The following is a 26,099-nucleotide window of genomic DNA, read 5'->3' as shown; positions in this document are numbered from 1 at the left end:
CAAGCCTTGCTCCCACAGATTTGTAGCTCAGCCAAGCTGAAACAGCGTTGCCAGCCACTGAGTCAACCTGTCACGCGACAAAAGACCACGCCGTTCATCGGCAGGAATGCGACTACTCTTTGAACATTGCTTGATCCAGATCAACACCCGTCCGGGCGTTGGCCTGGCGGCCACTTGGCCAGATACCTGCGTCGTGACGGTTTTAAAAAGAACGATTTGAAAGGCATCGCACTCCATATCCGAGGGGACGTGATGCAGGCCCCACCCGCAGCCGGTTTTACCTGATAGAGGAAGACTTATGTTCGGTTTGGAGGCGCTCGATCTCGCCCGGATCCAGTTCGCATTCACGATCTCGTTCCACATCCTGTTCCCGGCTATCACCATTGGCCTGGCGAGTTACCTGGCGGTGCTCGAAGGCTTGTGGCTCAAGACCCGCGACGATACGTACCGCGATCTGTACCACTTCTGGTCGAAGATATTTGCCGTCAACTTCGGCATGGGGGTGGTGTCCGGGTTGGTGATGGCCTATCAGTTCGGCACCAACTGGAGCCGCTTCTCGGACTTCGCCGGCGCCGTCACCGGGCCTCTGCTGACCTACGAGGTGCTCACGGCGTTCTTCCTCGAAGCGGGCTTCCTCGGTGTGATGTTGTTTGGCTGGAGTCGTGTCGGCCGAGGCCTGCACTTCTTTTCCACGGTCATGGTGGCGATCGGCACGCTGATCTCGACGTTCTGGATCCTGTCTTCCAACAGCTGGATGCAGACGCCCCAGGGCTATGAAATCGTCGACGGCCGGGTCATCCCGGTGGACTGGCTGGCGGTGGTCTTCAACCCTTCGTTTCCCTATCGCCTGCTGCACATGTCCACCGCGGCGTTTGTCGCCACGGCGTTCTTTGTCGGCTCATCGGCGGCCTGGCATCTGCTGCGTGGGCGCGACAACCCGGCCATCCGCCGCATGCTGTCGATGGCGATGTGGATGGCCTTGGTGGTGGCGCCGATACAGGCAGTCATTGGCGACTTCCACGGGCTTAACACCCTCAAGCATCAGCCGGCGAAGATCGCGGCCATTGAAGGTCACTGGGAAAACGTCGGCAACGAGCCTACGCCGCTGATCCTGTTCGGCCTGCCGGACATGAAGGCGGAGAAAACCCGCTTCGCCGTGGAGATTCCTTACCTGGGCAGCCTGATCCTGACCCACAGCCTGGACAAACAGGTACCGGCCCTCAAGGAGTTCCCGCCTGAAGACCGTCCGAATTCGACCATCGTGTTCTGGTCGTTCCGGGTCATGGTGGGCCTGGGGCTGTTGATGATTTTCACCGGCCTGTGCAGCCTCTGGTTGCGCCGCAACGGCCGGCTCTATCAATCACGACCGTTCCTCCATCTGGTGCTGTGGATGGGCCCGTCCGGCCTGGTCGCGATCCTGGCTGGCTGGTTCACCACCGAGATCGGTCGCCAGCCGTGGGTGGTCTACGGCCTGATGCGCACGGCCGATGCGTCGTCCGGGCATAGCTTCGCTCAGATGAGCATCACCCTGGTGCTGTTCGTCGTGGTCTATTTCGCACTGTTCGGTGCCGGTCTGAGTTACATGATGCGCCTGGTGCGCAAGGGGCCGGTGGCCCACGAGGCCGAGCCGACCGATGGCGGCCCGGGCCAGAAACGTACCCCGGCGCGGCCATTGTCGGCCGCCAACGAGGGCGACGAAGAGATGGACCACAACGACCGCTCGAACAAGGGGAATTGAGTCATGGGTATTGATCTTCCGCTGATCTGGGCCGTGGTCATCATCTTCGGCATCATGATGTACGTGATCATGGACGGTTTCGACCTGGGGATCGGCATTCTCTTCCCCTTCATCAAGGGCGAGCGGGACCGCGACGTGATGATGAATACCGTGGCGCCGGTCTGGGACGGTAATGAAACCTGGCTGGTGCTGGGCGGTGCCGGTCTGTTCGGGGCGTTTCCGCTGGCCTACTCGGTGGTGCTGTCGGCGCTGTACCTGCCATTGATCCTGATGCTCATCGGCCTGATCTTTCGCGGTGTCGCCTTCGAGTTCCGCTTCAAGGCCAAGGCCGAGAAACGGCATCTCTGGGACAAGGCGTTCATTGGTGGGTCGCTGACGGCCACTTTCTTCCAGGGCGTGGCGCTGGGCGCGTTCATCGACGGGTTCCAGGTGGTCAATCGCCAGTTCGCCGGCGGTTCCCTGGACTGGTTCACGCCGTTCACGATGTTCTGTGGCCTGGCCTTGATCGCAGCCTACGCCTTGCTCGGGTGTACCTGGCTGATCATGAAGACCGAGGGCAAATTGCAGCAGCAGATGCATGACCTCGCCCGCCCGCTGGCGTTCGTGGTGCTCGCGGTGATCGGCATCGTCAGCCTCTGGACACCGCTGGCCCATGCCGATATCGCCGCGCGCTGGTTCACCCTGCCGAATCTGTTCTGGTTCCTGCCGGTGCCGATCCTGGTATTGGTGACCATGTACGGGTTATTCCGCGCGGTCGCCCGCAATGCGCACTACACGCCGTTCATCTTGACGCTGGTGCTGATATTCCTCGGCTACAGCGGCCTGGGCATCAGCCTGTGGCCGAACATCGTGCCGCCGTCCATCTCGATCTGGGACGCCGCCTCACCGCCCCAGAGCCAGGGGTTCATGCTGGTGGGCACGCTGTTCATCATTCCATTGATCCTGGTGTACACCTTCTGGAGCTACTACGTGTTCCGGGGCAAGGTGACCCATGACGACGGTTACCATTGATCGAGCAGCGGGGGGGTGAAATGGCCAAGCCGGATTTGAAAGACATCGAAGCCGCCGAACGCAAGCCGCTCTGGCAGCGTCTCGGTTGGCTGGCGGGAATCTGGGTGGGCAGTGTGCTGGCGCTGTTCATCGTCGCCAGCCTGATGCGGATGTTCATGAATGCCGCGGGGCTGACCACCCATTGATAGGCCGCTGGGAGCAACGTTGCCCCCACCGCGCCAGTTATTTCCGAGCCTTGAGAATCACGAACTTCGGGGTCGCGGCCACTTGCTCGACGCTGCGGAACAGCCGCGCCAGTTTGCTGTGATAGCCCAGGTGCCGGTTGCCGACGATGTACAGCGCGCCGCCGACCACCAGCGCTTCACGGGCCTGCTGGAACATCCGCCAGGCCAGGAAATCGCCCACCACTTGTTGTTGATGGAATGGTGGGTTGCACAGCACCACGTCCAGCGACTGCGCCTGTTGCCCGGCCAGACCATCGCCGGCCCGTACGGTGACCTCGCGCTCGCCCAGGGCGGCTCGCCAATTCTCGGTGGCCGATTGCACGGCCATGAAGGACTCATCCACCAACGTGTAGCGGGCGTCGGGGTTGCGCAGGGCGCTGGCAATGGCCAGCACGCCGTTGCCGCATCCCAGGTCCGCGACCTGGGCTGTCCCCAGGTTGGCTGGCAGATGCGGCAGGAACGCTCGGGTGCCGATATCGAGTCCTTCACGGCAGAACACGTTGGCGTGGTTGAGCAATTCAATCTTCGGCTCGTCCAGCGTGTAGCGGGTGGGGTAGGGGGATACCTGGGGGGCTGACGAGACGGCTTGCGGCGTGGCGATCAACAGGCGAGCCTTTTTCACCGCCAGTGACGCCTGCACCGAGCCGATGTAACGCTCCAACAGGTCGCCGGCAGCCCGGGGCAGATGCTTGACCATCGCGCCAGCGACCACCTGGGCGTCGGGAGCCAATTGGCCTTGCAGGCGAATCAGTTGTTCTTCCAGCAGGGCCAGGGTCTTCGGCACTTTGATCAGGACGTGGTCAAAGGGCCCGGTCAACGGCGCGCTGGCCGGCAACGTCGGCACCGCATCGAAGGGACGCCCGTTGCGGACCAGGTTCTTCTGCAGCGCTTGCAGGGCCAGGAACGAGTCGCTGCTGCTGATCACCTGTACTTGGCCGGCCAGGCTGGCGGCGAGGGCGCCGAAACTGTCATTGAGCACCAGGGCCCGGGTGTTTGCAGTCGGTTGTTGCTCGGCCAGGTGGGCGAGCAGGTACTCATCGGCCGCATCGAAAGCTTGCAGCGGTTCGTTCGGCTGTTCGGGTTGGCGGATCAGATCGAGTTGAGCGAAGGGACTGGCAAGCAAAGGCATGGTTGGGACTCTGGCAATCGACGAATGTCCCGCTGCCCTGAGGCAGGTGTTTCAGCGGGGCCGCCTGAATGAACTGCGTCGGGGGGCTGAGGGCGACATCATTCAAGTGGGGCCGTGATGGTACTTTTTTTTGCTGCGCATTACCCGAGGGTTTTCGACGTCGACGAGGGGGGCCGTATCAGATCACATGAATGTGAGCCGCCTTGGCCACGGCTGAAATCTTATTGCTGACGTTCAGCTTTCGCATGCAACTGCAGACGTGGAAATTCACCGTACGTTCGGAAAGGCACAGTATCCTGCCGACCTCCGATGCGGTCTTCCCTTCGGCGGACCATCTCAGTACTTCTATTTCCCTCGGTGACAGATGGCATTTCTGCAGGGGCGCCGTGGTGTCTGTCATTTTCCTGCTCGCCAGCGCATGCAGTCTCTGACTGGCGAAAATGGCGTAGCCAAGATTCCCATAATGCTCCTCGATATCGATAGGACTGTGAGTCCGAGCGAGGCTGAACAGACTGCAATAACCCCCATGTTCGTCATGAACGGCTTGTGTCCAACCATACCTGAGACCTTGTCGATTCAGCTCGAGCCATAACTTCGGTGCCTGGGCAAAAAGGCTTTCGTCCCAAAGGATGGGAAGAGGCGATTGATTGCAGTGTGCTATTACTGGATCGCAGGAGGCGTAACCATTCTGTTCATATAGTCTGTCCCATCCATAAGGATAATTATTCAGATTCACTTTGCTGGCGTGTTTATCCGGGCTACCGAGATAAGACACGAATGCGCAAAATTCAAACCCTTGATTATTAAAGAAATTAAGGACCAGACGATAGGCTGTCTGCAGATCTTTTTCGCAAGATAACTTCCTTAACTGTAAGTCCTTCCACTTGTCCATCGTCTTCTCCTGGATTGACGTTCAACTACGTGGATCCAATCTGGTGCGAAAGCACAGTGTAGGACTTTTCCTACGCAGTAGTTAGAATTTTTAATTTCACTGAATTCAGGCGGTATTTACGAAAAAGCCCCGAGGCGTTGTTCCTGTTACAAGTCTTTTATATTTGTATAGCTTTGGTATATGTTCCAAACAGGGAGTGGGTACTTGTAATTAAAGTGCCACTACTCATTGTCAGTGGTTAAGGCGCTCACTTTGCGGGAGACTGTGATCCTCATCCCTTTGGAGTGGCTCATGACCGACAGCGCAGAGAAATTCACCCGTCAAACCCTGCTGGACGCACAGCCATTGACCACCCATCTGTTTACCTTGCGTACCTCCCGGGACCGTGGCTTTCGTTTCCGGGCGGGTCAGTTCGCCCGGCTGGGGGTGGTCAAGGCGGACGGTGATACCGTCTGGCGGGCCTATTCCATGGTGTCCTCACCGTTCGACGAATTTCTCGAATTTTTTTCCATCGTCGTTCCGAATGGCGAGTTCACCAGTGAACTCAGCCGCTTGAAGCCGGACGACAGCCTGTTGGTGGATCGCCAGGCATTTGGTTACCTGACGCTGGACCGCTTCGTTGATGGACGGGATTTATGGTTGTTGTCCACCGGGACGGGGGTGGCGCCGTTTCTTTCGATTCTCCAGGATTTCGAGGTCTGGGAAAGGTTCGAGCGGATCATCCTCGTGTACAGCGTTCGCGAGGCCAAGGAGCTGGCGTACCAGGACCTGATCGAAGGGCTGGGCCGACGCGATTACCTGGCCGAGCATGCCCATAAGTTTCGTTTTATCGCGACCGTGACCCGGGAGCCGCATCCCGGGGCACTGAACGGACGCATCACTGCGCTGCTTGAAAATGGCGAGTTGGAGCGAGCGGCCGGGGTCGCGCTGACGCCGGAGCATTCGCGGGTCATGTTGTGCGGTAATCCGCAGATGATCGATGACACGCGCAAGCTGCTCAAGGCCAGGGGCCTGCAGCTGAGCCTTTCCCGGCGGCCGGGCCAGGTGGCGGTGGAAAACTATTGGTAGGGGTCTGTGTGGCTAATTCGTGTACTCGAATTAACCGTACAGGCCACTGGCTCATGGTATAGAGCCCAATTCCGTGGCGAGGGAGCTTGCTCCCGCTGGGCTGCATAGCAGCCCCAAGTCAGGGCTGCTGATAGCCAGCGCTCAGTGACGAACTACTCCAGCAAAGACCGCTCAGGGCCTTTCGTTCTGGGCCTTGAGCAGATCGCGAATCTCGCTCAGCAGCAGTTCTTCCTTGCTCGGCACCGGCGGCGCACTTGGGGCTACGGCCTCTTCACGCTTGAGCCGGTTGATTGCCTTGACGCCCATGAAGATGGCGAACGCGACGATGATGAAGTCAATGGTGCTCTGGATGAATTTGCCGTAGGCCAGTACCACCGCCGGTGCGTCACCTTGGGCAGCCTTGAGGGTGATGGCCAGGTCGCTGAAGTCTACCCCGCCAATCAGCAGGCCGATGGGAGGCATGACCACGTCACCCACAAATGACGAAACGATTTTGCCGAAAGCGGCCCCGATGATGATCCCGACGGCCATGTCGACGACATTGCCTTTGACCGCGAAGGCCTTGAACTCGCTTAGCATGCCCATGAGTTGTTCCTTGTGACAGATGAGTTTGATTGGCAGTGTAATTCAGCCAGATGCATCCCGCTCGACACGTCTACTTACAAAGCTTCCAGCTATCGACCTGGCGTCCCGCTAAAAGTTTACAAAGTGCCATCAATCGCGCGCGATACGCGTTTTCAATCGGACTCCCTACAAGGTTTTTTCTATCAACGCGGTATGGCATTTCTATTTAGGTTTTGCTTTTTCGAGCACTAGCCTCTGACAAGCGCACATGGATGCGCTCTATAACATCAGAGGAAATGCTATGAACACCTCCCTTGGCGGCGGGACTTTCCCCCAACGTCGCGCCCTTTTTGTGCTGACCGCTGGTCTACTGTCCTTTTCCGTCAACGCTGCCACCCTGACCCGCGACAACGGGGCGGCCGTTGGCGACAACCAGAACTCGCAGACGGCAGGCCCCAATGGGCCGACCTTGTTGCAGGACGTGCAACTGATCCAGAAACTCCAGCGTTTCGACCGTGAGCGCATCCCTGAGCGTGTGGTACACGCCCGGGGCACCGGCGCCCATGGCACCTTCACGGTGTCCAATGACCTCAGTGACTTGACCAAGGCAAAAGTCTTTGCTGCAGGGCAGGTCACTCCCGTGTTCGTGCGTTTTTCTGCCGTGGTGCACGGCAATCATTCGCCGGAAACCCTGCGTGACCCCCGTGGCTTTGCCACCAAGTTCTATACGGCCGACGGTAACTGGGATCTGGTGGGGAATAACTTTCCGACCTTTTTCATTCGCGATGCCATCAAGTTTCCGGACATGGTCCATGCGTTCAAACCCGATCCACGGACCAACCTGGACGACGATTCACGTCGTTTCGACTTCTTCTCTCATGTACCCGAGGCAACGCGAACTCTGACGGAGCTGTATTCCAACTCTGGTACCCCGGCCAGTTATCGTGAAATGGACGGTAATGGCGTGCACGCCTACAAGTTGGTGAATGCCAAGGGTGAAGTCCATTACGTCAAGTTTCATTGGAAAAGTTTGCAGGGTCTGAAAAATCTCGATCCGAAAGAAGTTGTGAAGGTTCAGGGGCAGGATTACAGCCACATGACCAACGACTTGGTCAGTCATATCAACAAGGGCGACTTTCCGAAGTGGGACTTGTATGTCCAGGTCCTGAATCCGCAGGACTTGTCCAAGTTCGATTTCGACCCGCTGGATGCCACCAAGATCTGGCCGGGCGTGCCTGAGCGTAAAGTCGGACAAATGGTCTTGAACCGTAATCCGGCGAATGTTTTCCAGGAAACCGAACAGGTGGCGATGGCTCCGGCCAATCTTGTTCCAGGCATCGAGCCTTCGGAGGATCGTCTGTTGCAGGGGCGGGTGTTCTCCTATGCCGATACGCAAATGTACCGGATAGGGGCCAACGCCCTGCAATTGCCGATCAACGCCCCCAAGGTGGCAGTGAACACCGGTAACCAGGACGGCGCGATGAACCCGGGGAGCACCAGCACCGGTGTGAATTACCAGCCGAGCCGCCTGATGCCCCGCGAAGAACTGCAGTCGGCCCGCTACAGCCAGACCGCGCTGAGCGGCAACACCCAGCAGGCGAAGATCCAGCGTGAGCAGAACTTCAAGCAGGCCGGCGACCTGTACCGCTCGTTCAACCAGAAGGAACGCAATGACCTGATCGAAAGCTTCGGTGGGTCGCTGGCGACTACCGATGACGAGAGCAAGCACATCATCCTGTCGTTCCTCTACAAGGCCGATCCGGAATATGGCACCGGCGTGGCCCGTGTCGCCAAGGGTGACCTGGCTCGCGTCAAGGCGCTGGCGGAAAAACTGACCGACTGATCTGGCAGGTACATGCCCTGTGGGAGCAAGGCTTGCTCCCACAGTTCTGTGTCAAAAGGAGGCACCATGAAGCGCTATTTCCTGGGTTTGCTGCTCGCCACCGGGTCACTGTCGGCGGCAGCCGATCAGGCCTTGCCGACCGACCCGGCAGCCGTAAAAGAGGAGCTGCAAAGCTATTATTTCGACGCCGCCCGTCGGGGTGACGTGTCCATGCTCGATGCCTTTATCGGCGCTCATTATTCGCTCAATACCCAGGATGAGAAGGGCTACACGGCCCTGATCCTGGCCGCTTATCACGGCCATGGCCCGGCGGTGGAACGACTGCTGGACGCGGGGGCGGATGCCTGTGTCCAGGACAAGCGCGGCAACACGGCGTTGATGGGCGCCATTTTCAAGGGCGAGGTGCAGATTGCCCGGCGCTTGCTCTCCACTGATTGCAGCCCTGACCAACGCAATGGCGCCGGACAGACCGCCGCGATGTACGCCGGTTTGTTCAAGCGTACGGAACTGCTCGATGCCTTGAAGGCCAAGGGCGCCGACCTCCAGGCCCAGGACCCGTTGGGCAATACCGCGACGGACCTGGCCCGGGGTGAAATCAGAATGCCGGCCCCGCGCTGAACCCTCGTGGCCCGCGCCTGATTCGTGCACTCGAATTAACCGTACCGGCCACCAGCTGGGCTATCATCGCGGTTTTTCTCCCGGAGTTCAGATGGCCAAGGCAAAGCGCATGTACGGCTGCACCGAGTGCGGCTCGACCTTTCCCAAATGGGCCGGCCAGTGCGGTGAGTGCGGCGCCTGGAACACCTTGACCGAAACCATGGTGGAAAGCGGCGGTGCCGCGGCGCCCACCGGACGCACCGGGTGGGCCGGCCAGCAGGCGCAGATCAAGACCCTGGCCGAAGTCAGCGTCGAGGAGATTCCGCGATTTTCCACCGCGTCCGGTGAACTGGACCGCGTATTGGGTGGCGGGTTGGTGGACGGCTCGGTGGTCCTGATCGGCGGTGACCCCGGTATCGGCAAATCCACCATCCTGCTGCAAACCTTGTGCAACATCGCCACACGCATGCCGGCACTGTACGTCACTGGCGAAGAGTCCCAGCAGCAAGTCGCCATGCGCGCCCGCCGCCTGGGGCTGCCCCAGGATCAGTTGCGTGTCATGACCGAGACCTGTATCGAAACCATCATCGCCACGGCGCGCCTGGAAAAGCCCAAGGTGATGGTGATCGACTCGATCCAGACGATTTTCACCGAGCAATTGCAATCGGCGCCCGGCGGAGTGTCCCAGGTGCGCGAAAGCGCGGCGTTGCTGGTGCGTTACGCCAAGCAGAGCGGTACGGCGATCTTCCTGGTGGGCCACGTCACCAAGGAAGGCGCGCTGGCGGGGCCGCGGGTGCTGGAGCACATGGTCGATACCGTGCTGTATTTCGAGGGCGAGTCCGATGGTCGCCTGCGTTTGTTGCGGGCGGTGAAGAACCGCTTCGGCGCCGTGAACGAGCTGGGTGTGTTCGGCATGACCGACAGGGGCTTGAAAGAGGTCTCCAATCCTTCTGCGATCTTTCTGACGCGTGCCCAGGAAGAAGTACCGGGCAGCGTGGTCATGGCAACCTGGGAAGGCACTCGACCGATGTTGGTGGAGGTGCAGGCGCTGGTGGATGACAGCCACCTGGCGAATCCGCGTCGGGTCACCCTGGGGCTGGATCAGAACCGGCTCGCCATGTTGCTGGCCGTGCTGCATCGACACGGGGGGATTCCTACCCACGACCAGGACGTTTTCCTCAACGTGGTGGGCGGGGTAAAGGTGTTGGAAACCGCGTCCGACCTGGCGTTGATGGCGGCGGTCATGTCCAGCCTGCGCAATCGACCGTTGCCCCACGATCTGCTGGTGTTCGGTGAAGTCGGCCTGTCGGGCGAAGTCCGACCGGTGCCCAGCGGGCAGGAACGACTCAAGGAGGCGGCCAAGCATGGCTTCAAGCGCGCCATCGTGCCCAAGGGCAACGCGCCGAAGGAAGCGCCGGCAGGTTTGCAGATCATTGCCGTGACGCGCTTGGAACAGGCGTTGGATGCGTTGTTCGAGTAACCGGTTGGCTGCGAACCTGTCAGATCTGGATCAACGCCGCCAATTCCCGCTCCAGCTCGTCGTGATCGGCCAGGTTCAACTCCACCAACCGGCGCAGGTGTGCGATGGAGTCCAGGTCGATATGTTCGCAGACAAACCCCAGGTGACCGTTGTCATTGTGGGCGAGCCGAACCTCCATTTTTACCTCGACGTCCTTGCCCAGGTGGATATCGGCTTCAAAGGGCTCCTCGGGGTCGCCGAGCCATGGCTCGGGCTTCTCGATCAGCAAGCCTTTCAGGGACAGATCCAGCAGTTTGACCGGCCAGATGTATTGGCCCTGGCTCAGTTCGGTCCTGGCATGAAACTCGATTCGTACGAAGCGGCGACGTTCGCTCATTGCCCAATCCCTCTGAAGATTCACTGACTATAGACCCAACTGAAGCGTCATCGTCACCGTTGCGCCGATGACAGACGAATGTCGGGTATGGCCTTTGCTGTCGTTAGAGCTAAACTTTGATAGCTGTCTTTCTTGTCCACCCCTGGCTGGAATAAAAAAATGAAAAACAATAATAGCCTGCTGCGCCATATCCCCTGGCTTCTGCTGGCCATTTTAGGGGCGTGCGCCCTGGGCGTAGTGGCATTGCGCCGAGGAGAGGCGATCAACGCCCTCTGGATCGTCGTCGCAGCCGTGGCCATCTACCTGGTCGCCTACCGCTACTACAGCCTCTTCATCGCCAACAACGTGATGCAACTCGATGCGCGCCGGGCCACCCCTGCCGTGCTCAACAACGATGGCCTGGACTTCGTCCCGACCAACAAGCACATCCTCTTCGGTCACCACTTCGCCGCCATTGCCGGCGCGGGGCCGCTGGTCGGGCCGGTTCTGGCGGCGCAGATGGGCTACCTGCCCGGCACGCTCTGGCTGATCGCCGGCGTGGTGCTGGCGGGGGCCGTGCAGGACTTCATGATCCTGTTCCTGTCCACCCGTCGTAACGGTCGTTCCCTGGGCGACATGGTCCGCGAGGAAATGGGCCGCATCCCCGGCACCATCGCGCTGTTCGGCTGCTTCCTGATCATGATCATCATCCTCGCGGTGCTGGCGCTGATCGTGGTCAAGGCCCTGGCCGAGAGCCCGTGGGGGATTTTCACGGTGATGGCGACCATCCCGATCGCGATGTTCATGGGCGTCTACATGCGTTACATCCGCCCGGGCCGCATCGGTGAAATCTCGCTGATCGGCGTGCTGTTGCTGCTGGGCTCGATCTGGCTGGGCGGGCAGATCGCCGCCGACCCGGTCTGGGCCAAGGCCTTCAGCTTCACCGGGATCCAGATCACCTGGATGCTGATCGGCTACGGTTTCGTCGCGGCGGTGCTGCCGGTGTGGCTGATCCTGGCCCCGCGGGACTACCTGTCGACCTTCCTCAAGATCGGCACCATCGTCGCCCTGGCGATCGGCATCCTGATCACCATGCCCGAGCTGAAAATGCCGGCGCTGACCCAGTTCACCAACGGCCTGGGCCCGGTGTGGAAGGGCGGGCTGTTCCCGTTCCTGTTCATCACCATCGCCTGCGGCGCGGTCTCGGGCTTCCATGCGCTGATCTCCTCGGGCACCACGCCCAAGCTGCTGGACAACGAAACCAACGCCCGCTACATCGGCTACGGCGGCATGCTGATGGAGTCCTTCGTGGCGATCATGGCGATGGTCGCCGCGTCGGTGATCGAGCCGGGCGTGTACTTCGCCATGAACAGCCCGGCGGCGGTGGTCGGCGGTGACGTCGTGGCCGTGGCCCAGACCATCAGTGGCTGGGGCTTTGCCATCACCCCGGACGCGCTGCAGGCGGTGGCCCGGGACATTGGCGAAACCACCGTCCTGGCCCGTGCCGGCGGTGCGCCGACCCTGGCGGTCGGTATCGCGCAGATCCTGCACTCGGTGCTGCCGGGTGAGAACACCATGGCGTTCTGGTACCACTTCGCGATCCTGTTCGAAGCGTTGTTCATCCTCACCGCGGTAGACGCCGGCACCCGTGCCGGGCGGTTCATGCTGCAGGACCTGCTGGGCTCGTTCGTGCCCTCGCTCAAGCGCACCGAATCCTGGACCGCCAACCTGATCGCCACCGCCGGTTGCGTGGCCCTGTGGGGCTACCTGCTGTACCAGGGCGTGATCGATCCGCTGGGTGGCATCAACACCTTGTGGCCACTGTTCGGTATCTCCAACCAGATGCTGGCCGGTATCGCGCTGATGCTCGGCACCGTGGTGCTGATCAAGATGAAGCGCCAGCGCTACATCTGGGTCACGCTGCTACCGGCGGCCTGGCTGCTGATCTGCACCACCACGGCGGGCCTGATCAAGCTGTTCGACGCCAACCCGGCGATCGGCTTCCTGGCCCTGGCGCGCAAATACAACGACGCCCTGGCGGCCGGCCAGATCCTGGCCCCGGCCAAGAGCGTCGAGCAGATGCAGCACGTGGTCTTCAATGCCTACACCAACGCCACGCTGACGGTGCTGTTCCTGTTCGTGGTGCTCAGCATCCTGTTCTACGCGCTCAAGGTCGGTGTTGCCGCCTGGGGCACGAAAGAGCGCACGGATAAAGAAGCGCCATTCCAGGCCCTGCCGGACGCCTGACACGAGGGTTGCAACGATGTTCAATGACTTGAGTCGCCTCGGTAAATACCTCGGTCAGGCCGCCCGCCTGATGGTCGGCATGCCCGACTACGACAACTACGTCGAGCACATGCAAACCAAGCACCCGGACAAACCGGTGATGGACTACGAGGCGTTCTTCCGCGAACGCCAGGAGGCCCGTTACGGTGGCAAGGGTGGGCCGAAGTGCTGTTGACCCGACGGCCCTGAGGTAACCCCCCTGTGGAAGCGAGCCTGTGGGAGCAAGGCTTGCCCGCGATAGCATCGCCTCGGTATCACTGTAGACCGAGGCGCCTGCATCGCGGGCAAGCCTTGCTCCCACAGTTGTTTTTGGGCGGGCTCAGGTTTTGTGCCTGTCACCGAGTCCCTGTGGGAGCGAGCCTGCTCGCGATGGCGTCGGGTCAGTGATGAAGATGTCGACTGATCCACCGCTATCGCGGGCAAGCCTTGCTCCCACAGTTGTTTTTGGGCGGGCTCAGGTTTTTGTGTCTGTCACCGATTCCCTGTGGGAGCGGGCTTGCCCGCGAAGGCGTCGTGTCAGTGATGAAGATGTCGACTGATCCACCGCTATCGCGGGCAAGCCTTGCTCCCACAGTTGTTTTTGGGCGGGCTCAGGTTTTGTGCCTGTCACCGATTCCCTGTGGGAGCGAGCCTGCTCGCGATGGCGTACTATCCATCGACTTCGATATTGACTGACCCAGCGCCATCGCGAGCCTGCTCGCTCCCACAAAAAAATTGCATCAAGGAGATTCTGTTTGTCCTCTCCCATTCCCGTGACGATCCTCAGCGGCTTCCTCGGTGCCGGCAAGACCACGTTGCTGCGCCATCTGCTCAAGGCCGAGCACGGCTTGAAAATAGCCGTGATCGAGAACGAATTCAGTGACGCAGGCATCGACACGCAACTGCTGGGCGACGAGCCGGTGCAGGTCATGACCCTGGCCAACGGCTGCGTGTGCTGCACCATTCACACTGACCTGACCAAGGCCCTGTATCTGTTGCTCGAACGGCTGGACAGCGGTGATATCACCTTCGATCGCCTGGTGATCGAGTGCACCGGCCTGGCCGATCCCGCCCCGGTGGCGCAGACCTTTTTCATCGATGAGGAGCTGCGCGAGCGTTACATTCTCGACGGTATCCTGACCTTGGTGGACGCCGCCCACGCCGATGTCCACCTGGCCCAAGCCATCGCCCAGGCCCAGGTCGGATTTGCCGATCGCCTTCTGGTGAGCAAGACCGACCTGGTGGACGCTGCCCAGGTCGAAGCCCTTGGCGAGCGCTTGACCCGCATCAACCGGCGGGCGCCCATCCGGATCGTGGAACATGGCCAGATCGATCTGGCTGAATTGCTCGACATCCGCGGCTTCAACCTCAATGCGGACCTGGGCGCGGGGTTCAGCTTGCGCCCGGTTGCCAAGGCCACCACGGGCGACCGCATCAGCAGCCTGGTGCTGCGTACCGACAAGCCGCTGGATATCGACAAGCTCAGCGAGTTCATGAACCAGTTGCTGGAAGACCACGGCAAACAGTTGCTGCGCTACAAGGGCGTGCTGAGCATCGCCGGCGAACCCCGTCGATTGGTGTTCCAAGGTGTCCTCAAGTTGTACGGCTTCGATTGGGACACCGAATGGGCCCCCAATGAGGCTCGGGAAAGCGTGATCGTATTCATCGCCGACGAGCTGCCCGAGGAGAAGATCCGCGCGGGATTCGAGGCCGCTTTAATTTGACGTCGCCGTGCCTGTGGCCATCAGCAGCTTTTGCTCAAGATGGTCCAGGTGCTCATCCATCAGGCGTACGGCTTCATCCCTGCTGCCGTTTTCCACGGCATCCACGATCGCCAGATGTTCCTGCCAGGCACAATGCCGGCGGGCCTTGATCTCGTGCCGGGCCAGGGCCAGCGAGGTCAAGGGCACCAGGCTGCCGAGAAACTGCGCCAGCGGTGCGTTGCCGGCCATGGAGGCGAGGTGCAGGTGAAACTCGCCGGAAAGGCGTATCGCCGGGCCGCGCTCGCCGCGTTCCAGGCACTGTTGCTCCTGCGCCACCAGATCACGCAGACGCTGCAAGTCCCTGGGTTGCGGAGCCTTGCAGGCCAGGTGCACCAATGTCTGTTCGGTGAGCCGGCGGGCGTGCAGGATTTGTCGGGTTTGCTCCAGGTCCGGTGCCGCGACTTGCGGCCGATGATTGGGCCGCAGGATTACCACTTGTTGGTGAGACAGGCGCGCCAGTACACGACGAATGATGCTGCGGCTGACGCCGAACACATCCCCGAGGCCTTCCTCGGTGAAGCGGCTGGCGGGAGCAATGCGTTGTTCGAGGATGGCGTCGAAGATCCGTGGATAGATATCGTCCACCGACGGCTTGCCGACAGCGCCGGGCAGCGGCAGGGTGGCAAGCACATTGCGTTGATGCTGATGGGACATGACGTTGTTCATGACGGTCTCCGCAAGGCGTGGCTCAGGTAGCGAGGTTGTCGTCCGGGATATTCAGTTCAATGCCCATGCGCTGGCCTTCCCGGAGGATATGCCGGCGCATTTCTGCACTGGCCTGGGCGCTGTTCTTGCCACGAATGGCGCGTACCACGGCTTCGTTCTCTTCCAGCCGTTCGGCCAGATGCTCGGGCGAGTTGCGCAACACATCGGCACTTTGCTTGAGGGCGTTGCTGGTCTGCTGCACCACACTGTGAAAGATCGGGTTGGATGTCAGGGCAAACAGTTCCTCATGGAACGCGATGTAGGCGCTGGCGCAGGCATCGTTGTCATTGGCTTCCAGGGCTTCGCGCATGTCCATGAGGGTCAGGCGCAATTGTCCGACTTCCTTACTGCTGATGGACTGGGCTACCAGGCCAACGATGAAGGGCTCCAGGGTGTAGCGCAGTTGCAGCACGTCTTCCAGGCTCGCACCGGCTACCGCGCTGCCTTCATGGGGATCGCTGGCGTTGGCCTCCAGCACCACCACGCCTTTGCCGGGCATCGAGCGCACAAGCCCGAGGGTTTCCAGCACGATGACCGCCTCGCGCAGGCTTGGTCGGCTGATGCCCAACTGTTCGGCCAACTCCCGCTGGCCCGGCAGCATGTCGCCCGAGCGCCATTGGCCCCGGGCCAGGGCCGCGCGTAGTTTTTCCACCACGGAATTGACGACGGTTGATGAACTGATCACATGGGGCTCCTCAAAGATCAATCAGGCGATGCCGGCCCGCAGGCGGGCATCGCGCGCTTTCAAAATTGCTGCTGATGGGCACTGCCCACCGGCTTTCTCGGTTGGAAGGCATAGCCCTGCTGGCCGGACAGTACCTTGCGCGCACGCGGGACATCGATGTCTTTTTCCCAACGGGCGATTGCCACGGTGGCCACGCAGTTGCCGATCAGGTTGGTCAGGGCGCGACCGATGCCCATGAACCAATCGACCGCCAGCACCAGCACCAGGCCGACCACGGGAATAGCCGGGATCGCTGTCAGCGTGGCGGCGAGGATCACCAATGCCGAGCCGGGAATCCCATGGGCACCCTTGGACGTGATCAGCGACACCAGCAGGATGGTCAGCAGGTCGGTCAGGGCCAGGGGCGTACCGGTGGCGTTGGCGATGAAGACGATGGCCAGGGTCAGGTAGATCGAGAAGCCGTCCAGGTTGAACGAGTAACCGGTCGGGATGACCAGCCCCACGGTGGAACTGCCGATCCCGAGGTGTTCGAGCTTGCGCATGACTTGTGGCAGCACGGCGTCGGAAGAAGCAGTGCCGAGCACGATGAGCAGTTCTTCGCGCAGGTATTTGAGGAATGGCAGCATTGGCAGGCCCGACGACCGCATCACCAGGCCCAGGACCAGAGCGACGAAGGCGACGCAGGTCAGGTAGAACAGGCCGACGAGGCTGCCCAGGTGTTGCAGCGAGTCCAGCCCATACTTGCTGGTAGTGAAGGCAATGGCGCCGAAGACGCCGATGGGGGCCAGGCGCACGATCATGCCCATGATGCGGAAGATCACGTGGCTGAGTTCGTTGATCAACCGGGAGATGCCGGAGGCGGCGTCGCCCACCAGGTTCAGCGCACTGCCGAACAGTACCGAGAACAACAGCACTTGCAGGATGTTGTTATCCGCGAAGGCACCGAGCACCGAGGTCGGGATCAGGTTCATCAGGAACTGGGTGATGGTCACCAGGTGCTGGCCACGTTGGGCGATGTCACCCACGTCCGCGCTGGAAAACTGCTCCAGGTGGATGTTCGCGCCACTGCCAATGCCGGTGCTGAAGGCCATTACCAGGCCAATCACCAGGGCGATGGTGGTCAGCACTTCAAAATAGATGACTGACTTGAGGCCGATGCGCCCGACCTTCTTGAGATCGCCTGCGCCGGAAATACCACTGACCACCACGCAGAACACGATCAGGCCGATGAGCATTTTGATCAGCTTGATAAAGCCGTCGCCGAGGGGTTTGAGCTGTGCGGAATATTCGGGAAGGGTAAGCCCGCAGACGATGCCGAGCACCAATCCGAGGACAACTTGAAGGAAGATCGAACGCGAGCACCATTTGAGCATGGGAGGGATTCCTGGTTCGGTGTCCTTATTCGCCGGCACGGAGGGCAGGCGTCGGACTTCATTATTGTGGTCTTACCGGTTTGTCCAGTGCAGGCGCAGTCTAGGCGCGGGTTTGGGGTTGAGGCAAGGTGAATTTTCGCATTTAGGCCTTGCCGGTCTTACCAGTTGGGCGAAAACCCTTGTGCCTGAGCCTTTTTGTTCCGCAAAAAAACTGAGGCACAGATTTTCGTCAGTCAAACCAGGCCCATGGGAGCAAAGCATGCTCGTGATGGAGGCAAGTCAGTTCAAAGCCGATTGGGCGGGGCCGCCGCTATCGGGAGCATGCTCTGCTCCCACAGTGTGGGTCTCATTGAAGTGGCGTGGTGATCCCGACTCAAATGATGCTGAGGACGAATGTCAACTTTGAATGTGCCTCGGTTTCCGCCAGATAACGATAAGGCGACCCGCGCATTCTTAATCCGCCTATATATTTTTTGTTTTCCGTCATGAGCGACAGGGGAGAGTGTTTGGCTTTTATGCTTTCCAGTGTGATGACTCGGTTTTTCTGGTCGACAAGTTTAAAACTGGTTGGTTTGCCCGAGTCTTTTACGCCTATTGCGTCGAACCAACTTTTGCCAATGAATTTGTTGTGGTGCTCCCCTGTGTTTTTGATGGACAGGGTATAGCCGCCGGCCGTATGACGAAAGTGCAACATCAGCGGCTGGATAACGCCTCCCTCGGCTTTGGCGTGCATGCCCAGCAGGTTTGAGTGGTCGACGGTTTGTGGTCTGCCGCTGAAAAAACCACCGCTGAATGAAGTAAGAGTCGCCAGTGCCGGTTTCCCATGCAGCGTTTCAAGCAAGTGGACATTCATGTCGGGCAGGCTGAGTGTTGCGGAGAAAGATAGTTTACTGTCCATGTAATGATCACATCCTATATGGACGACCTAAGTGGTCGTGAATGATGAGATTCGATGTTATGGGTTTCTCGGCTGTTTGTGTGGAGGGGTGTGTTTCAAGGGTTGAGATGTGAAGAAAAGGAGGTGGACTGGAGTTATTGATTTGTCAGGCGGGTTTATTTTGGGGGATATAAATAAAAAGCCCACATCCTTCGATGTGGGCTTTTTTGTAACGCCTGGCGTTATATCAAGCGCCGTACACCGGCAGCTTCTTGCAGATCGCCTTGACCTTCTCACGAACGGCGTCGATGACCGCTTCGTTGTTCAGGTCAGCCAGGATGTCGCAGATCCAGCCGGCCAGTTCCTTGCACTCGGCTTCCTTGAAACCACGAGTGGTCACGGCCGGGGTGCCGAAGCGCAGACCGGAGGTGACGAACGGGGAACGTGGGTCGTTTGGCACCGAGTTCTTGTTCACGGTGATGAACGCCTTGCCCAGTGCGGCGTCGGCGTCTTTGCCGGAGATGTCCTGCTTGATCAGCGACAGCAGGAACAGGTGGTTCTCGGTACCGCCGGACACCACGTCGAAGCCGCGCTCGATGAATACGCCGGCCATGGCCTTGGCGTTTTTCACGACCTGCTGCTGGTAAGCCTTGAACTCAGGTTGCAGGGCTTCCTTGAAGCAGATCGCCTTGGCGGCGATGACGTGCTCCAGCGGGCCACCTTGGGCGCCCGGGAATACGGCGGAGTTCAGCTTCTTCTCGATGTCGGCGTTGGCGCGGGCCAGGATCAGACCGCCACGTGGACCGCGCAGGGTCTTGTGGGTAGTGGTGGTGACCACATCGGCGAATGGCACTGGGTTCGGGTAGACGCCAGCGGCGACCAGACCGGCGACGTGGGCCATGTCCACGAACAGGTAGGCACCGACCTTGTCGGCGATGGCGCGGAAACGTGGGAAATCGAGGACCTGGGAGTAGGCGGAGAAACCGGCCACGATCATTTTCGGCTTGTGCTCGAGGGCCAGGCGCTCGACTTCGTCGTAGTCGATCAGGCCATTGCCGTCGATGCCGTACTGGATGGCGTTGTACAGCTTGCCGGAGGACGAAACGCTGGCACCGTGGGTCAAGTGACCGCCGTGGGCCAGGCTCATGCCCAGGATGGTATCGCCAGCCGACAGCAGCGCCAGGTAGACGGCGGCGTTGGCCTGGGAACCGGCGTGGGGCTGGACGTTGGCGTAATCGGCGCCGAACAGCTCCTTGGCGCGGTCGATGGCCAGTTGCTCGACCACGTCGACGTATTCGCAACCACCGTAGTAGCGCTTGCCCGGGTAGCCTTCGGCGTACTTGTTGGTCAGTACCGAGCCTTGAGCTTCCATCACCGCAGGGCTGGTGTAGTTTTCCGAAGCGATCAGCTCAATGTGCTCTTCCTGGCGCTGAGCTTCTTGCTCCATGGCGGCAAAGAGATCGGCGTCGTACTTGGCAATAGTCAAATCACGGCTGAACATGGCGGTCCTCAAGGATCGGGGGCAGAAAAGGGAGGCATTCTACCCCAACCGGTTTTGGAAGGCATATGAAAGGACATCATGTCGCGGACGAATGGGATTCACCCAGAACCGGCGGCCTCATCGCGAGCAGGCTCGCTCCCACATTGCAAAGCGTTTCCCCGTGGGAGCGAGCCTGCTCGCGATGAGGCCCGCCCAGGCGCCATAGGGCCTCAATCGAGCATGAACAGCGCATCATTGCTGAACTGCGCTTCGAACCGGTGGGCGGGCATCGGGCGACCGAACAGGTAGCCCTGGACTTCGTCGCAGCCGTGTTCGCGCAGGAAGTCGAGTTGTTCGTGGGTCTCGACGCCTTCGGCAATCACGGCCAGGTTGAGGCTGTGGGCCATGGCGATGATCGCCCGGGCGATCTGCGCGTCCTGTTCGCCGGACGGCAGGCCGTCGACGAAGGTGCGATCGATCTTCAGCACGTCGATGGGGAATTGCTTGAGGTAGTTGAGCGACGAATAGCCGGTGCCGAAGTCATCCACGGCGATGCTCAGGCCCAGGTTTTTCAACCCGGCCAGGATCTGCATCGCTTCGCTGACTTCGCGCATCAGGATACTTTCCGTCAACTCCAGCTCCAGGCAGGCCGGTGACAGGCCGGTGCTGCGCAGGATATTGGCGATTCGCGTACCCAACTGGCCATCGGAGAACTGCCGGGCCGAGATATTGACCGAGACTTTCGGCACCCGGACCTTGGCCTGGTGCCAGGTCTTGAGCTGCCGGCAGGCTTCGTCGATGACCCAGTCGCCGACGTCCACCACCAGGCCCAGTTCTTCGAGCACCGGGATGAAGTCCCCCGGCGGCACCAGCCCACGCCGCGGATGACGCCAGCGCAGCAAGGCCTCGGCACCGGTCAAACGTTTGCCATCGCCGCTGAACTGCGGTTGGTAATACAGCACGAACTCGTTCTGCTCGAGGGCGTGACGCAGGTCGCTTTCCAGTTCCAGTCGCTCCAGGGCGCTGGCGTTCATGTCGGCCTGATAGAACTGGAAGTTGTTCTTGCCGCGCTCCTTGGCGTGATACATCGCCGTGTCGGCGTTTTTCATCAGTTGGCTCAGTTCGTTGCCGTCCTGGGGACTCAAGGCGATGCCGATACTGGCGGTGACGAAGAACTCCCGGCCTTCGAGCACGAATGGCCGGACCAGACTGGCGAGGATCTGCTCGGCCACGGTAATGGCCCGGTTCAGCGCCAGTTCCCGGCTGGAGCGCGGCTCCAGCAGCAGGGTGAACTCGTCGCCGCCCATGCGCGCCACGGTGTCGTCGTCGGTGACGCAGCCGAGCAGCCGTGTGGCCATGTCCTTGAGCATCCGGTCGCCGGCGGCATGGCCCAGGGAGTCGTTGATCGGTTTGAACCGGTCAAGGTCGAGGAACATCAGCACGACCCAGTTCTTCTGCCGCTCGGCCGATTGCAGCGCGGTGTGCAGGCGATCCTGGAACAGCGTGCGGTTGGGCAGGTGGGTGAGGGCGTCGTAATAGGCCAGGCGATGGATGCGCTGCTCGCTGGCCTTGCGCTCGCTGATGTCGCTGAAAAAGCACACGTAGCTGGCCAGGTCGCCTTCATCATCCAGCACCGCCGTGATGCCGACCCAGGCCGGGTAGTGTTCGCCGTTGCGGCGCTTGAGCCAGACCTCGCCTTCCCAGGTGCTGTGCTGTTGCAGTTGCTTGAGCACGTAACGCAGGTGGGCTTCCTGCTGCTCGTCCACCGTCAGCATGTTCGGCAACTGGTCCAGCACCTGGGACACCGCGTAGCCACTGACCCGGCTGAAGGCTTCGTTGGCCTGGACAATGTAACCGGCCGGGTCGGTGATCAGAATCGCCGAGGTCGAATGCTCGAATACCGTGGCGGCCATGCGCAGGTCTTTTTCGGCGCGCCGTTGCTGGCTGATGTCGCGGCCGACGCCGAGCACGCCTTCGAACCCGCCGGAATCATCCCAGACCAGTACCAGCCGCAGTTCGATGGGGATCTTGCGTCCGTCGGCACGCAGGCAGTCGAACAGGAACAATTGGGTTTGCATCTGGTTGCGCAGTTCGGCCAGTTGCCCGGGTTTGTCGAGGGCCTTGCTGACCCGGTCCATCAGGGTATAGATCCCGGTCAGTTGCTGCGGATTGGCGATGGTCGACTGCCAGCCGTTCTGGAAGATCCAGTCGGCGTTGTAACCCAGTACCGCTTGCACCGACGGGCTGACGTAGTTGAGCGAAAGCTTGCTGTCGGTGGAAAAGATCACGTCGCTGATGCTCTCGGCGAGCATTCGGTAGCGCTGTTCGCTGTCACGCAGAGACTCGCTGGCCTCGATCTGCTCGGTGATATCCTTCGCCACACCGATGATCCGCGTCACCTGATCGTGCCGGTCCCGGGCCAGGGCCTGTTCACGGATGTCGAAGCGTCGCCATTTGCCATCGCGATGGCGGAAGCGCAGCTGGCATTGCAACAGGTGCGCATAACCGCCTCGCCGTTGTTCCTGACGCAGCGTGTGGTAGTGATCGGCGTCGTCGCTGTGCAGCAGGATTTCCCAGAAGTATTCGCCCATCTGGTGCAGTTCGTTGCGGTCGTACCCCAGGGTCTGGCCCAGGTGGTGGTTGCTGAAGATCATCCGCTGGCTGATGACGTCCTGCACGTAGAGATGATCCGGCACGGTGCGCACCACGTCGGACCAGAAGCCTTCGCGCTCGAGCAGCGAGAGTTCGATCAGCTTGCGGCTGGTGATGTCGTTGATGCTCAGGATAACGGCGTTGTAGTCGTCCTGTTTTTCCGGCAGGCGCAGTACCAGCCAGAGATGCTGGTCACGGCCGTGGGCATCCTGGAGCTTGATCTCCAGTTCCAGCTGCTTGTGCTGGTCAAGCAGCGTTTCGAGCAGTTGCGGGCCAACGGGGTTGTTGTCCTGCGGCCCCTTGCCCACCAGCAACTGCCAGGCCTGTTCACAGGAGTCGACGTTGAGCAACTGCAACGCCATCTGGTTGACTTCGGTAATGCGCACTTCCTGTTGCAGTTGCTCGAGCTGGTGCGGGACGGTCATCCACGCCCGCAATTGATCGCCATTGTGCAGGCCTGCGCGGGTAAAGAATGACTTGAGACTGGAGAGGTCGAGTACACACAGGGCCACGCCGGTGCCTTCGAAAATGTCCTGGTAACGCCGGCGACCTTCGTGCAGTTGCCGCTGGCGCCGACGCATGCTCAGCAGCGCGATCAACGGCAGCATCGAAAACGCCAGGCCCAGCAGACACTTGCCGATGAAGGCTGGCAGCAGTTGTTCAAGCACCTGGCGACGGTCGAACAACCCCCGTAATTGCCAGTCGCTGCTGCTCAGGGGCACGGTGAGCACGGTATTGGTCAGATCGTCCGGCGACAGGTGCGAGGGGCTGATCGACGGCAGGCTTTCGTCACGGCTGACGATTTGCTGGTTGAGGCGGTTTTCCACCAGCCATAGCGGGCGCAAACCCGTATCGACCTGTTTGATGAGCGTGGAGAAAAAACTCGGGGTCAGGCGCAGGGCCCAGTAACCGCGGGTGTTGCCTGTGGACTGGTGCAACAGGAGATGCACCACGGAGCCGTCGTCGGTGTTACTGAAGTAGTGCGCCTGGTCACGACTGCGGTGCACCAGCTCGCTGAGGTAGCCGGCATCGTGGCTGTCGGGGTCGGTGTCGCTGAGTACCATGCCGGAAGGGCTCAGCAATGCCAGGCTGCGCAGTTGGGGCAGTGACTGCTGGAGCTTGTGCAACAGCACCTGCTGTTCGTCGGCTGTCTGCGGTTGTTCGACGATCGGTAGCAGGTTGAGGGCGATTTGCGCGTTCAGGGCCATATTCAGGCTGACTTGCGCGGCCAGGTCGGCGGTGTAGTCGATGGTGTATTGGCGCTGTTGCTGCTGGGTGACGCGCAGTTGATCGAGCAACTGCCAGAAGAGCAATCCGAGCAACAGCAGCACCAGGGTGGCCAGCGCGCCCTTCAATGTCCCGCGCAGGGGCGAGCCGGGCACGGTATCCGGTGCGCGTGGGGACAGGGTCGGCGTGACGTTGGACAAGCTGTAATCCTGCGGTTTGCTGGACTGGCGCGACACGCACTATAAGCCGGACGCCCGAAGGGCGGCTAGCATGCCTTGAGTTGTGGCAAAGTGCCAGTCCCTGGTGGCTGGACCTTGACGGACGGTTGAGGTAGCTTTGCCGGTCAAACAAGAGCGTTCCAGCTCCAGATCCCCAGGCTTTATCTGCCCCGCTGGCATTGATGACCGTCAACTGCCAGCGCCGTGCATGGCCTGGTTCGTTCTTTTCACCTGTCACAGACGCTAGGTTCACCATGGCTCAATACGTCTTCACCATGCATCGGCTGAGCAAAGTTGTTCCGCCGAAGCGGGAAATCCTGAAAAATATTTCGCTCTCATTCTTCCCCGGCGCCAAGATCGGCGTGCTGGGCCTCAACGGTTCGGGTAAGTCCACGCTGCTGAAGATCATGGCTGGCGTCGATACCGAATTCGACGGCGAAGCCCGTCCGATGCCGGACCTGAACATCGGCTACCTGCCTCAGGAACCTCAGCTGGACCCGACCAAGACCGTGCGTGAAGTGGTCGAGGAAGCGGTCAGCGTGATCAAGGACGCTCAGGCGCGCCTGGACGAGGTCTATGCCGCCTACGCTGACCCGGATGCCGACTTCGACAAGCTGGCCGCCGAACAGGCCAAGCTCGAAGCGATTCTGCAGGCCAGCGATGGCCATAACCTGGAGCGCCAGCTGGAAGTCGCCGCCGATGCCCTGCGCCTGCCGGCCTGGGAAGCGAAGGTCGAACACCTGTCCGGCGGTGAAAAGCGCCGTGTGGCCCTGTGCCGCCTGTTGCTGTCCGCCCCGGACATGCTGCTGCTCGACGAACCGACCAACCACCTGGACGCCGACTCCGTCGCCTGGCTCGAACACTTCCTGCACGACTTCCCGGGCACCGTGGTGGCGATTACCCACGACCGTTACTTCCTGGACAACGTCGCCGGCTGGATCCTGGAACTCGACCGCGGCGCGGGCATTCCGTACGAGGGCAACTATTCGGGCTGGCTGGAAGCCAAGTCCGATCGTCTGGCCCAGGAATCCAAGCAGCAGTCGGCCCATGAAAAGGCCATGAAGGAAGAACTGGAGTGGGTGCGCAAAGGCGCCAAAGCCCGCCAGTCCAAATCCAAGGCTCGTCTGCAACGCTTCGAGGAAATGCAGTCCCAGGAATTCCAGAAGCGCAGCGAAACCAACGAGATCTACATCCCGGCCGGTCCGCGCCTGGGTGACAAGGTCATCGAATTCAAGAACGTCACCAAGGGCTACGGCGATCGCGTGTTGATCGACAACCTGTCGTTCTCCATGCCCAAAGGCGCCATCGTCGGTGTGATCGGTGGTAACGGCGCGGGTAAATCCACGTTGTTCCGCATGCTGATGGGCAAGGAAACACCGGACTCGGGCACCATCGAAGTCGGCGAAACCGTGCAGCTCGCTTGCGTCGACCAGAGCCGCGAAGACCTGGACGGCAGCAAGACGGTGTTCCAGCAGATCTCCGACGGTTCCGACCAGATCCGCATCGGCAACTACGAAATCCCGTCGCGCACCTACGTGGGCCGCTTCAACTTCAAGGGCGGCGACCAACAGAAGTTCGTCAAGGACCTGTCCGGTGGTGAGCGCGGTCGTCTGCACCTGGCGTTGACCTTGAAGGAGGGTGGCAACGTCCTGCTGCTCGACGAACCGTCCAACGACCTCGACGTCGAAACCCTGCGTTCCCTGGAAGAAGCCTTGCTGGACTTCCCGGGCGCCGCCATTGTGATCTCCCACGATCGGTGGTTCCTCGACCGCGTGGCAACCCACATCCTGGCGTATGAAGACGACTCCCAAGCGGTGTTCTTCGAGGGCAACTACACCGAGTACGAAGCCGATCGCAAGAAGCGCCTCGGCGAAGCCGCTGCCCAGCCACATCGGGTACGGCACAAGAAGCTGGCCTGATTCCATCAGCCGGTAAGCCACAAAACCTGTGGGA

General features: G+C 60.7%; 21 protein-coding genes. 11 read left to right on the top strand and 10 right to left on the bottom strand.

Annotated elements, in window-relative coordinates:
• Window positions 1-298: 298 nt before the first annotated feature.
• Genes PCOSP_RS25145 through PCOSP_RS25135 form a run of 3 tightly spaced genes read left to right on the top strand, consistent with a single transcriptional unit; the run spans window position 299 to window position 2,934 of the window.
• A complete protein-coding gene (locus tag PCOSP_RS25145) occupies window positions 299-1,738 on the top strand; it encodes a cytochrome ubiquinol oxidase subunit I (RefSeq protein WP_175386492.1) in 1,440 nt (479 codons plus the stop codon).
• Window positions 1,739-1,741: 3 nt separating this feature from the next.
• On the top strand, window positions 1,742-2,749 hold the full coding sequence (gene cydB, locus PCOSP_RS25140; protein WP_041023280.1) for a cytochrome d ubiquinol oxidase subunit II: 1,008 nt from the start codon (window positions 1,742-1,744) through the stop codon (window positions 2,747-2,749).
• 20 nt (window positions 2,750-2,769) lie between these two features.
• Window positions 2,770-2,934 carry a DUF2474 domain-containing protein gene (locus PCOSP_RS25135; protein ID WP_069018334.1) on the top strand — a complete coding sequence of 55 codons (165 nt, stop codon included), beginning with the start codon at window positions 2,770-2,772 and terminating at the stop codon, window positions 2,932-2,934.
• A gap of 37 nt (window positions 2,935-2,971) precedes the next feature.
• Here the strand turns inward: PCOSP_RS25135 and PCOSP_RS25130 are convergent, their stop codons facing one another.
• Both PCOSP_RS25130 and PCOSP_RS25125 read right to left on the bottom strand, forming a co-directional pair.
• Complete coding sequence (locus PCOSP_RS25130) at window positions 2,972-4,102, bottom strand: methyltransferase (RefSeq protein ID WP_464709739.1); 1,131 nt, start codon at window positions 4,100-4,102, stop codon at window positions 2,972-2,974.
• Between the two features lie 178 nt (window positions 4,103-4,280).
• Window positions 4,281-4,994, bottom strand: coding sequence for an autoinducer binding domain-containing protein (locus PCOSP_RS25125; RefSeq protein WP_139649311.1), 714 nt, complete (start codon window positions 4,992-4,994; stop codon window positions 4,281-4,283).
• Window positions 4,995-5,285: 291 nt separating this feature from the next.
• Here PCOSP_RS25125 and PCOSP_RS25120 point away from each other — a divergent pair, with 291 nt between their 5' ends.
• Window positions 5,286-6,062 (top strand): ferredoxin--NADP reductase, encoded by a 777-nt coding sequence (locus tag PCOSP_RS25120; RefSeq protein WP_464709738.1) that lies wholly within the window; start codon window positions 5,286-5,288, stop codon window positions 6,060-6,062.
• A 171-nt stretch (window positions 6,063-6,233) separates the two neighbouring features.
• Here the strand turns inward: PCOSP_RS25120 and mscL are convergent, their stop codons facing one another.
• A complete protein-coding gene (mscL, locus tag PCOSP_RS25115) occupies window positions 6,234-6,647 on the bottom strand; it encodes a large-conductance mechanosensitive channel protein MscL (protein ID WP_175364205.1) in 414 nt (137 codons plus the stop codon).
• A gap of 280 nt (window positions 6,648-6,927) precedes the next feature.
• Between mscL and katB the strand changes: the two genes are divergently transcribed.
• The 3 genes from katB (at window position 6,928) to radA (ending at window position 10,546) form a co-directional block, all read left to right on the top strand.
• The gene (gene katB, locus PCOSP_RS25110) at window positions 6,928-8,469 is read left to right on the top strand and encodes a catalase KatB (RefSeq protein WP_464709737.1); all 1,542 of its coding nucleotides are present in this window, start codon (window positions 6,928-6,930) and stop codon (window positions 8,467-8,469) included.
• Between the two features lie 66 nt (window positions 8,470-8,535).
• Complete coding sequence (locus PCOSP_RS25105) at window positions 8,536-9,087, top strand: ankyrin repeat domain-containing protein (protein ID WP_464709736.1); 552 nt, start codon at window positions 8,536-8,538, stop codon at window positions 9,085-9,087.
• 91 nt (window positions 9,088-9,178) lie between these two features.
• Entirely contained in the window at window positions 9,179-10,546 is a 1,368-nt protein-coding gene (gene radA / locus PCOSP_RS25100) for a DNA repair protein RadA (RefSeq protein ID WP_024780334.1), read from the top strand.
• A gap of 19 nt (window positions 10,547-10,565) precedes the next feature.
• On the opposite strand, the gene PCOSP_RS25095 is transcribed toward radA, so the two are convergent.
• Window positions 10,566-10,922, bottom strand: coding sequence for a PilZ domain-containing protein (locus PCOSP_RS25095; RefSeq protein ID WP_139649323.1), 357 nt, complete (start codon window positions 10,920-10,922; stop codon window positions 10,566-10,568).
• Window positions 10,923-11,081: 159 nt separating this feature from the next.
• On the opposite strand from PCOSP_RS25095, the gene PCOSP_RS25090 reads away from it, so the two are divergent.
• The 3 genes from PCOSP_RS25090 (at window position 11,082) to yjiA (ending at window position 14,890) form a co-directional block, all read left to right on the top strand.
• On the top strand, window positions 11,082-13,148 hold the full coding sequence (locus tag PCOSP_RS25090; RefSeq protein WP_464709734.1) for a carbon starvation CstA family protein: 2,067 nt from the start codon (window positions 11,082-11,084) through the stop codon (window positions 13,146-13,148).
• 16 nt (window positions 13,149-13,164) lie between these two features.
• Window positions 13,165-13,362: a YbdD/YjiX family protein gene (locus PCOSP_RS25085; RefSeq protein WP_008371622.1), complete on the top strand. Its 198-nt coding sequence runs from the start codon at window positions 13,165-13,167 to the stop codon at window positions 13,360-13,362.
• 559 nt (window positions 13,363-13,921) lie between these two features.
• Window positions 13,922-14,890, top strand: a complete 969-nt coding sequence (yjiA, locus tag PCOSP_RS25080; RefSeq protein ID WP_139649876.1) for a GTPase — start codon at window positions 13,922-13,924, stop codon at window positions 14,888-14,890.
• On the opposite strand, the gene PCOSP_RS25075 is transcribed toward yjiA, so the two are convergent.
• The 6 genes from PCOSP_RS25075 to PCOSP_RS25050 form a co-directional block, all read right to left on the bottom strand.
• Window positions 14,882-15,595 carry a GntR family transcriptional regulator gene (locus PCOSP_RS25075; RefSeq protein WP_464709733.1) on the bottom strand — a complete coding sequence of 238 codons (714 nt, stop codon included), beginning with the start codon at window positions 15,593-15,595 and terminating at the stop codon, window positions 14,882-14,884. The two genes, yjiA and PCOSP_RS25075, sit on opposite strands and share 9 nt — an antisense overlap.
• Window positions 15,596-15,617: 22 nt before the next feature.
• The gene (locus tag PCOSP_RS25070; protein ID WP_139649872.1) at window positions 15,618-16,319 is read right to left on the bottom strand and encodes a FadR/GntR family transcriptional regulator; all 702 of its coding nucleotides are present in this window, start codon (window positions 16,317-16,319) and stop codon (window positions 15,618-15,620) included.
• A 59-nt stretch (window positions 16,320-16,378) separates the two neighbouring features.
• Window positions 16,379-17,692, bottom strand: coding sequence for a C4-dicarboxylate transporter DctA (locus tag PCOSP_RS25065; RefSeq protein ID WP_464709732.1), 1,314 nt, complete (start codon window positions 17,690-17,692; stop codon window positions 16,379-16,381).
• A 373-nt stretch (window positions 17,693-18,065) separates the two neighbouring features.
• Entirely contained in the window at window positions 18,066-18,590 is a 525-nt protein-coding gene (locus PCOSP_RS25060) for a hypothetical protein (protein WP_464709731.1), read from the bottom strand.
• A gap of 226 nt (window positions 18,591-18,816) precedes the next feature.
• Window positions 18,817-20,070 (bottom strand): serine hydroxymethyltransferase, encoded by a 1,254-nt coding sequence (gene glyA, locus PCOSP_RS25055; protein WP_024780756.1) that lies wholly within the window; start codon window positions 20,068-20,070, stop codon window positions 18,817-18,819.
• A 209-nt stretch (window positions 20,071-20,279) separates the two neighbouring features.
• A complete protein-coding gene (locus PCOSP_RS25050) occupies window positions 20,280-24,128 on the bottom strand; it encodes a sensor domain-containing protein (protein WP_464709730.1) in 3,849 nt (1,282 codons plus the stop codon).
• Between the two features lie 272 nt (window positions 24,129-24,400).
• Here PCOSP_RS25050 and ettA point away from each other — a divergent pair, with 272 nt between their 5' ends.
• Window positions 24,401-26,065 (top strand): energy-dependent translational throttle protein EttA, encoded by a 1,665-nt coding sequence (gene ettA / locus PCOSP_RS25045; RefSeq protein ID WP_041022763.1) that lies wholly within the window; start codon window positions 24,401-24,403, stop codon window positions 26,063-26,065.
• Window positions 26,066-26,099: the final 34 nt, after the last annotated feature.

The organism is Pseudomonas sp. MAFF 730105 (genome assembly GCF_055380705.1).
The sequence above is the reverse complement of the archived record's forward strand: the minus strand, read 5'-3'. Positions and strand labels throughout refer to the sequence as shown.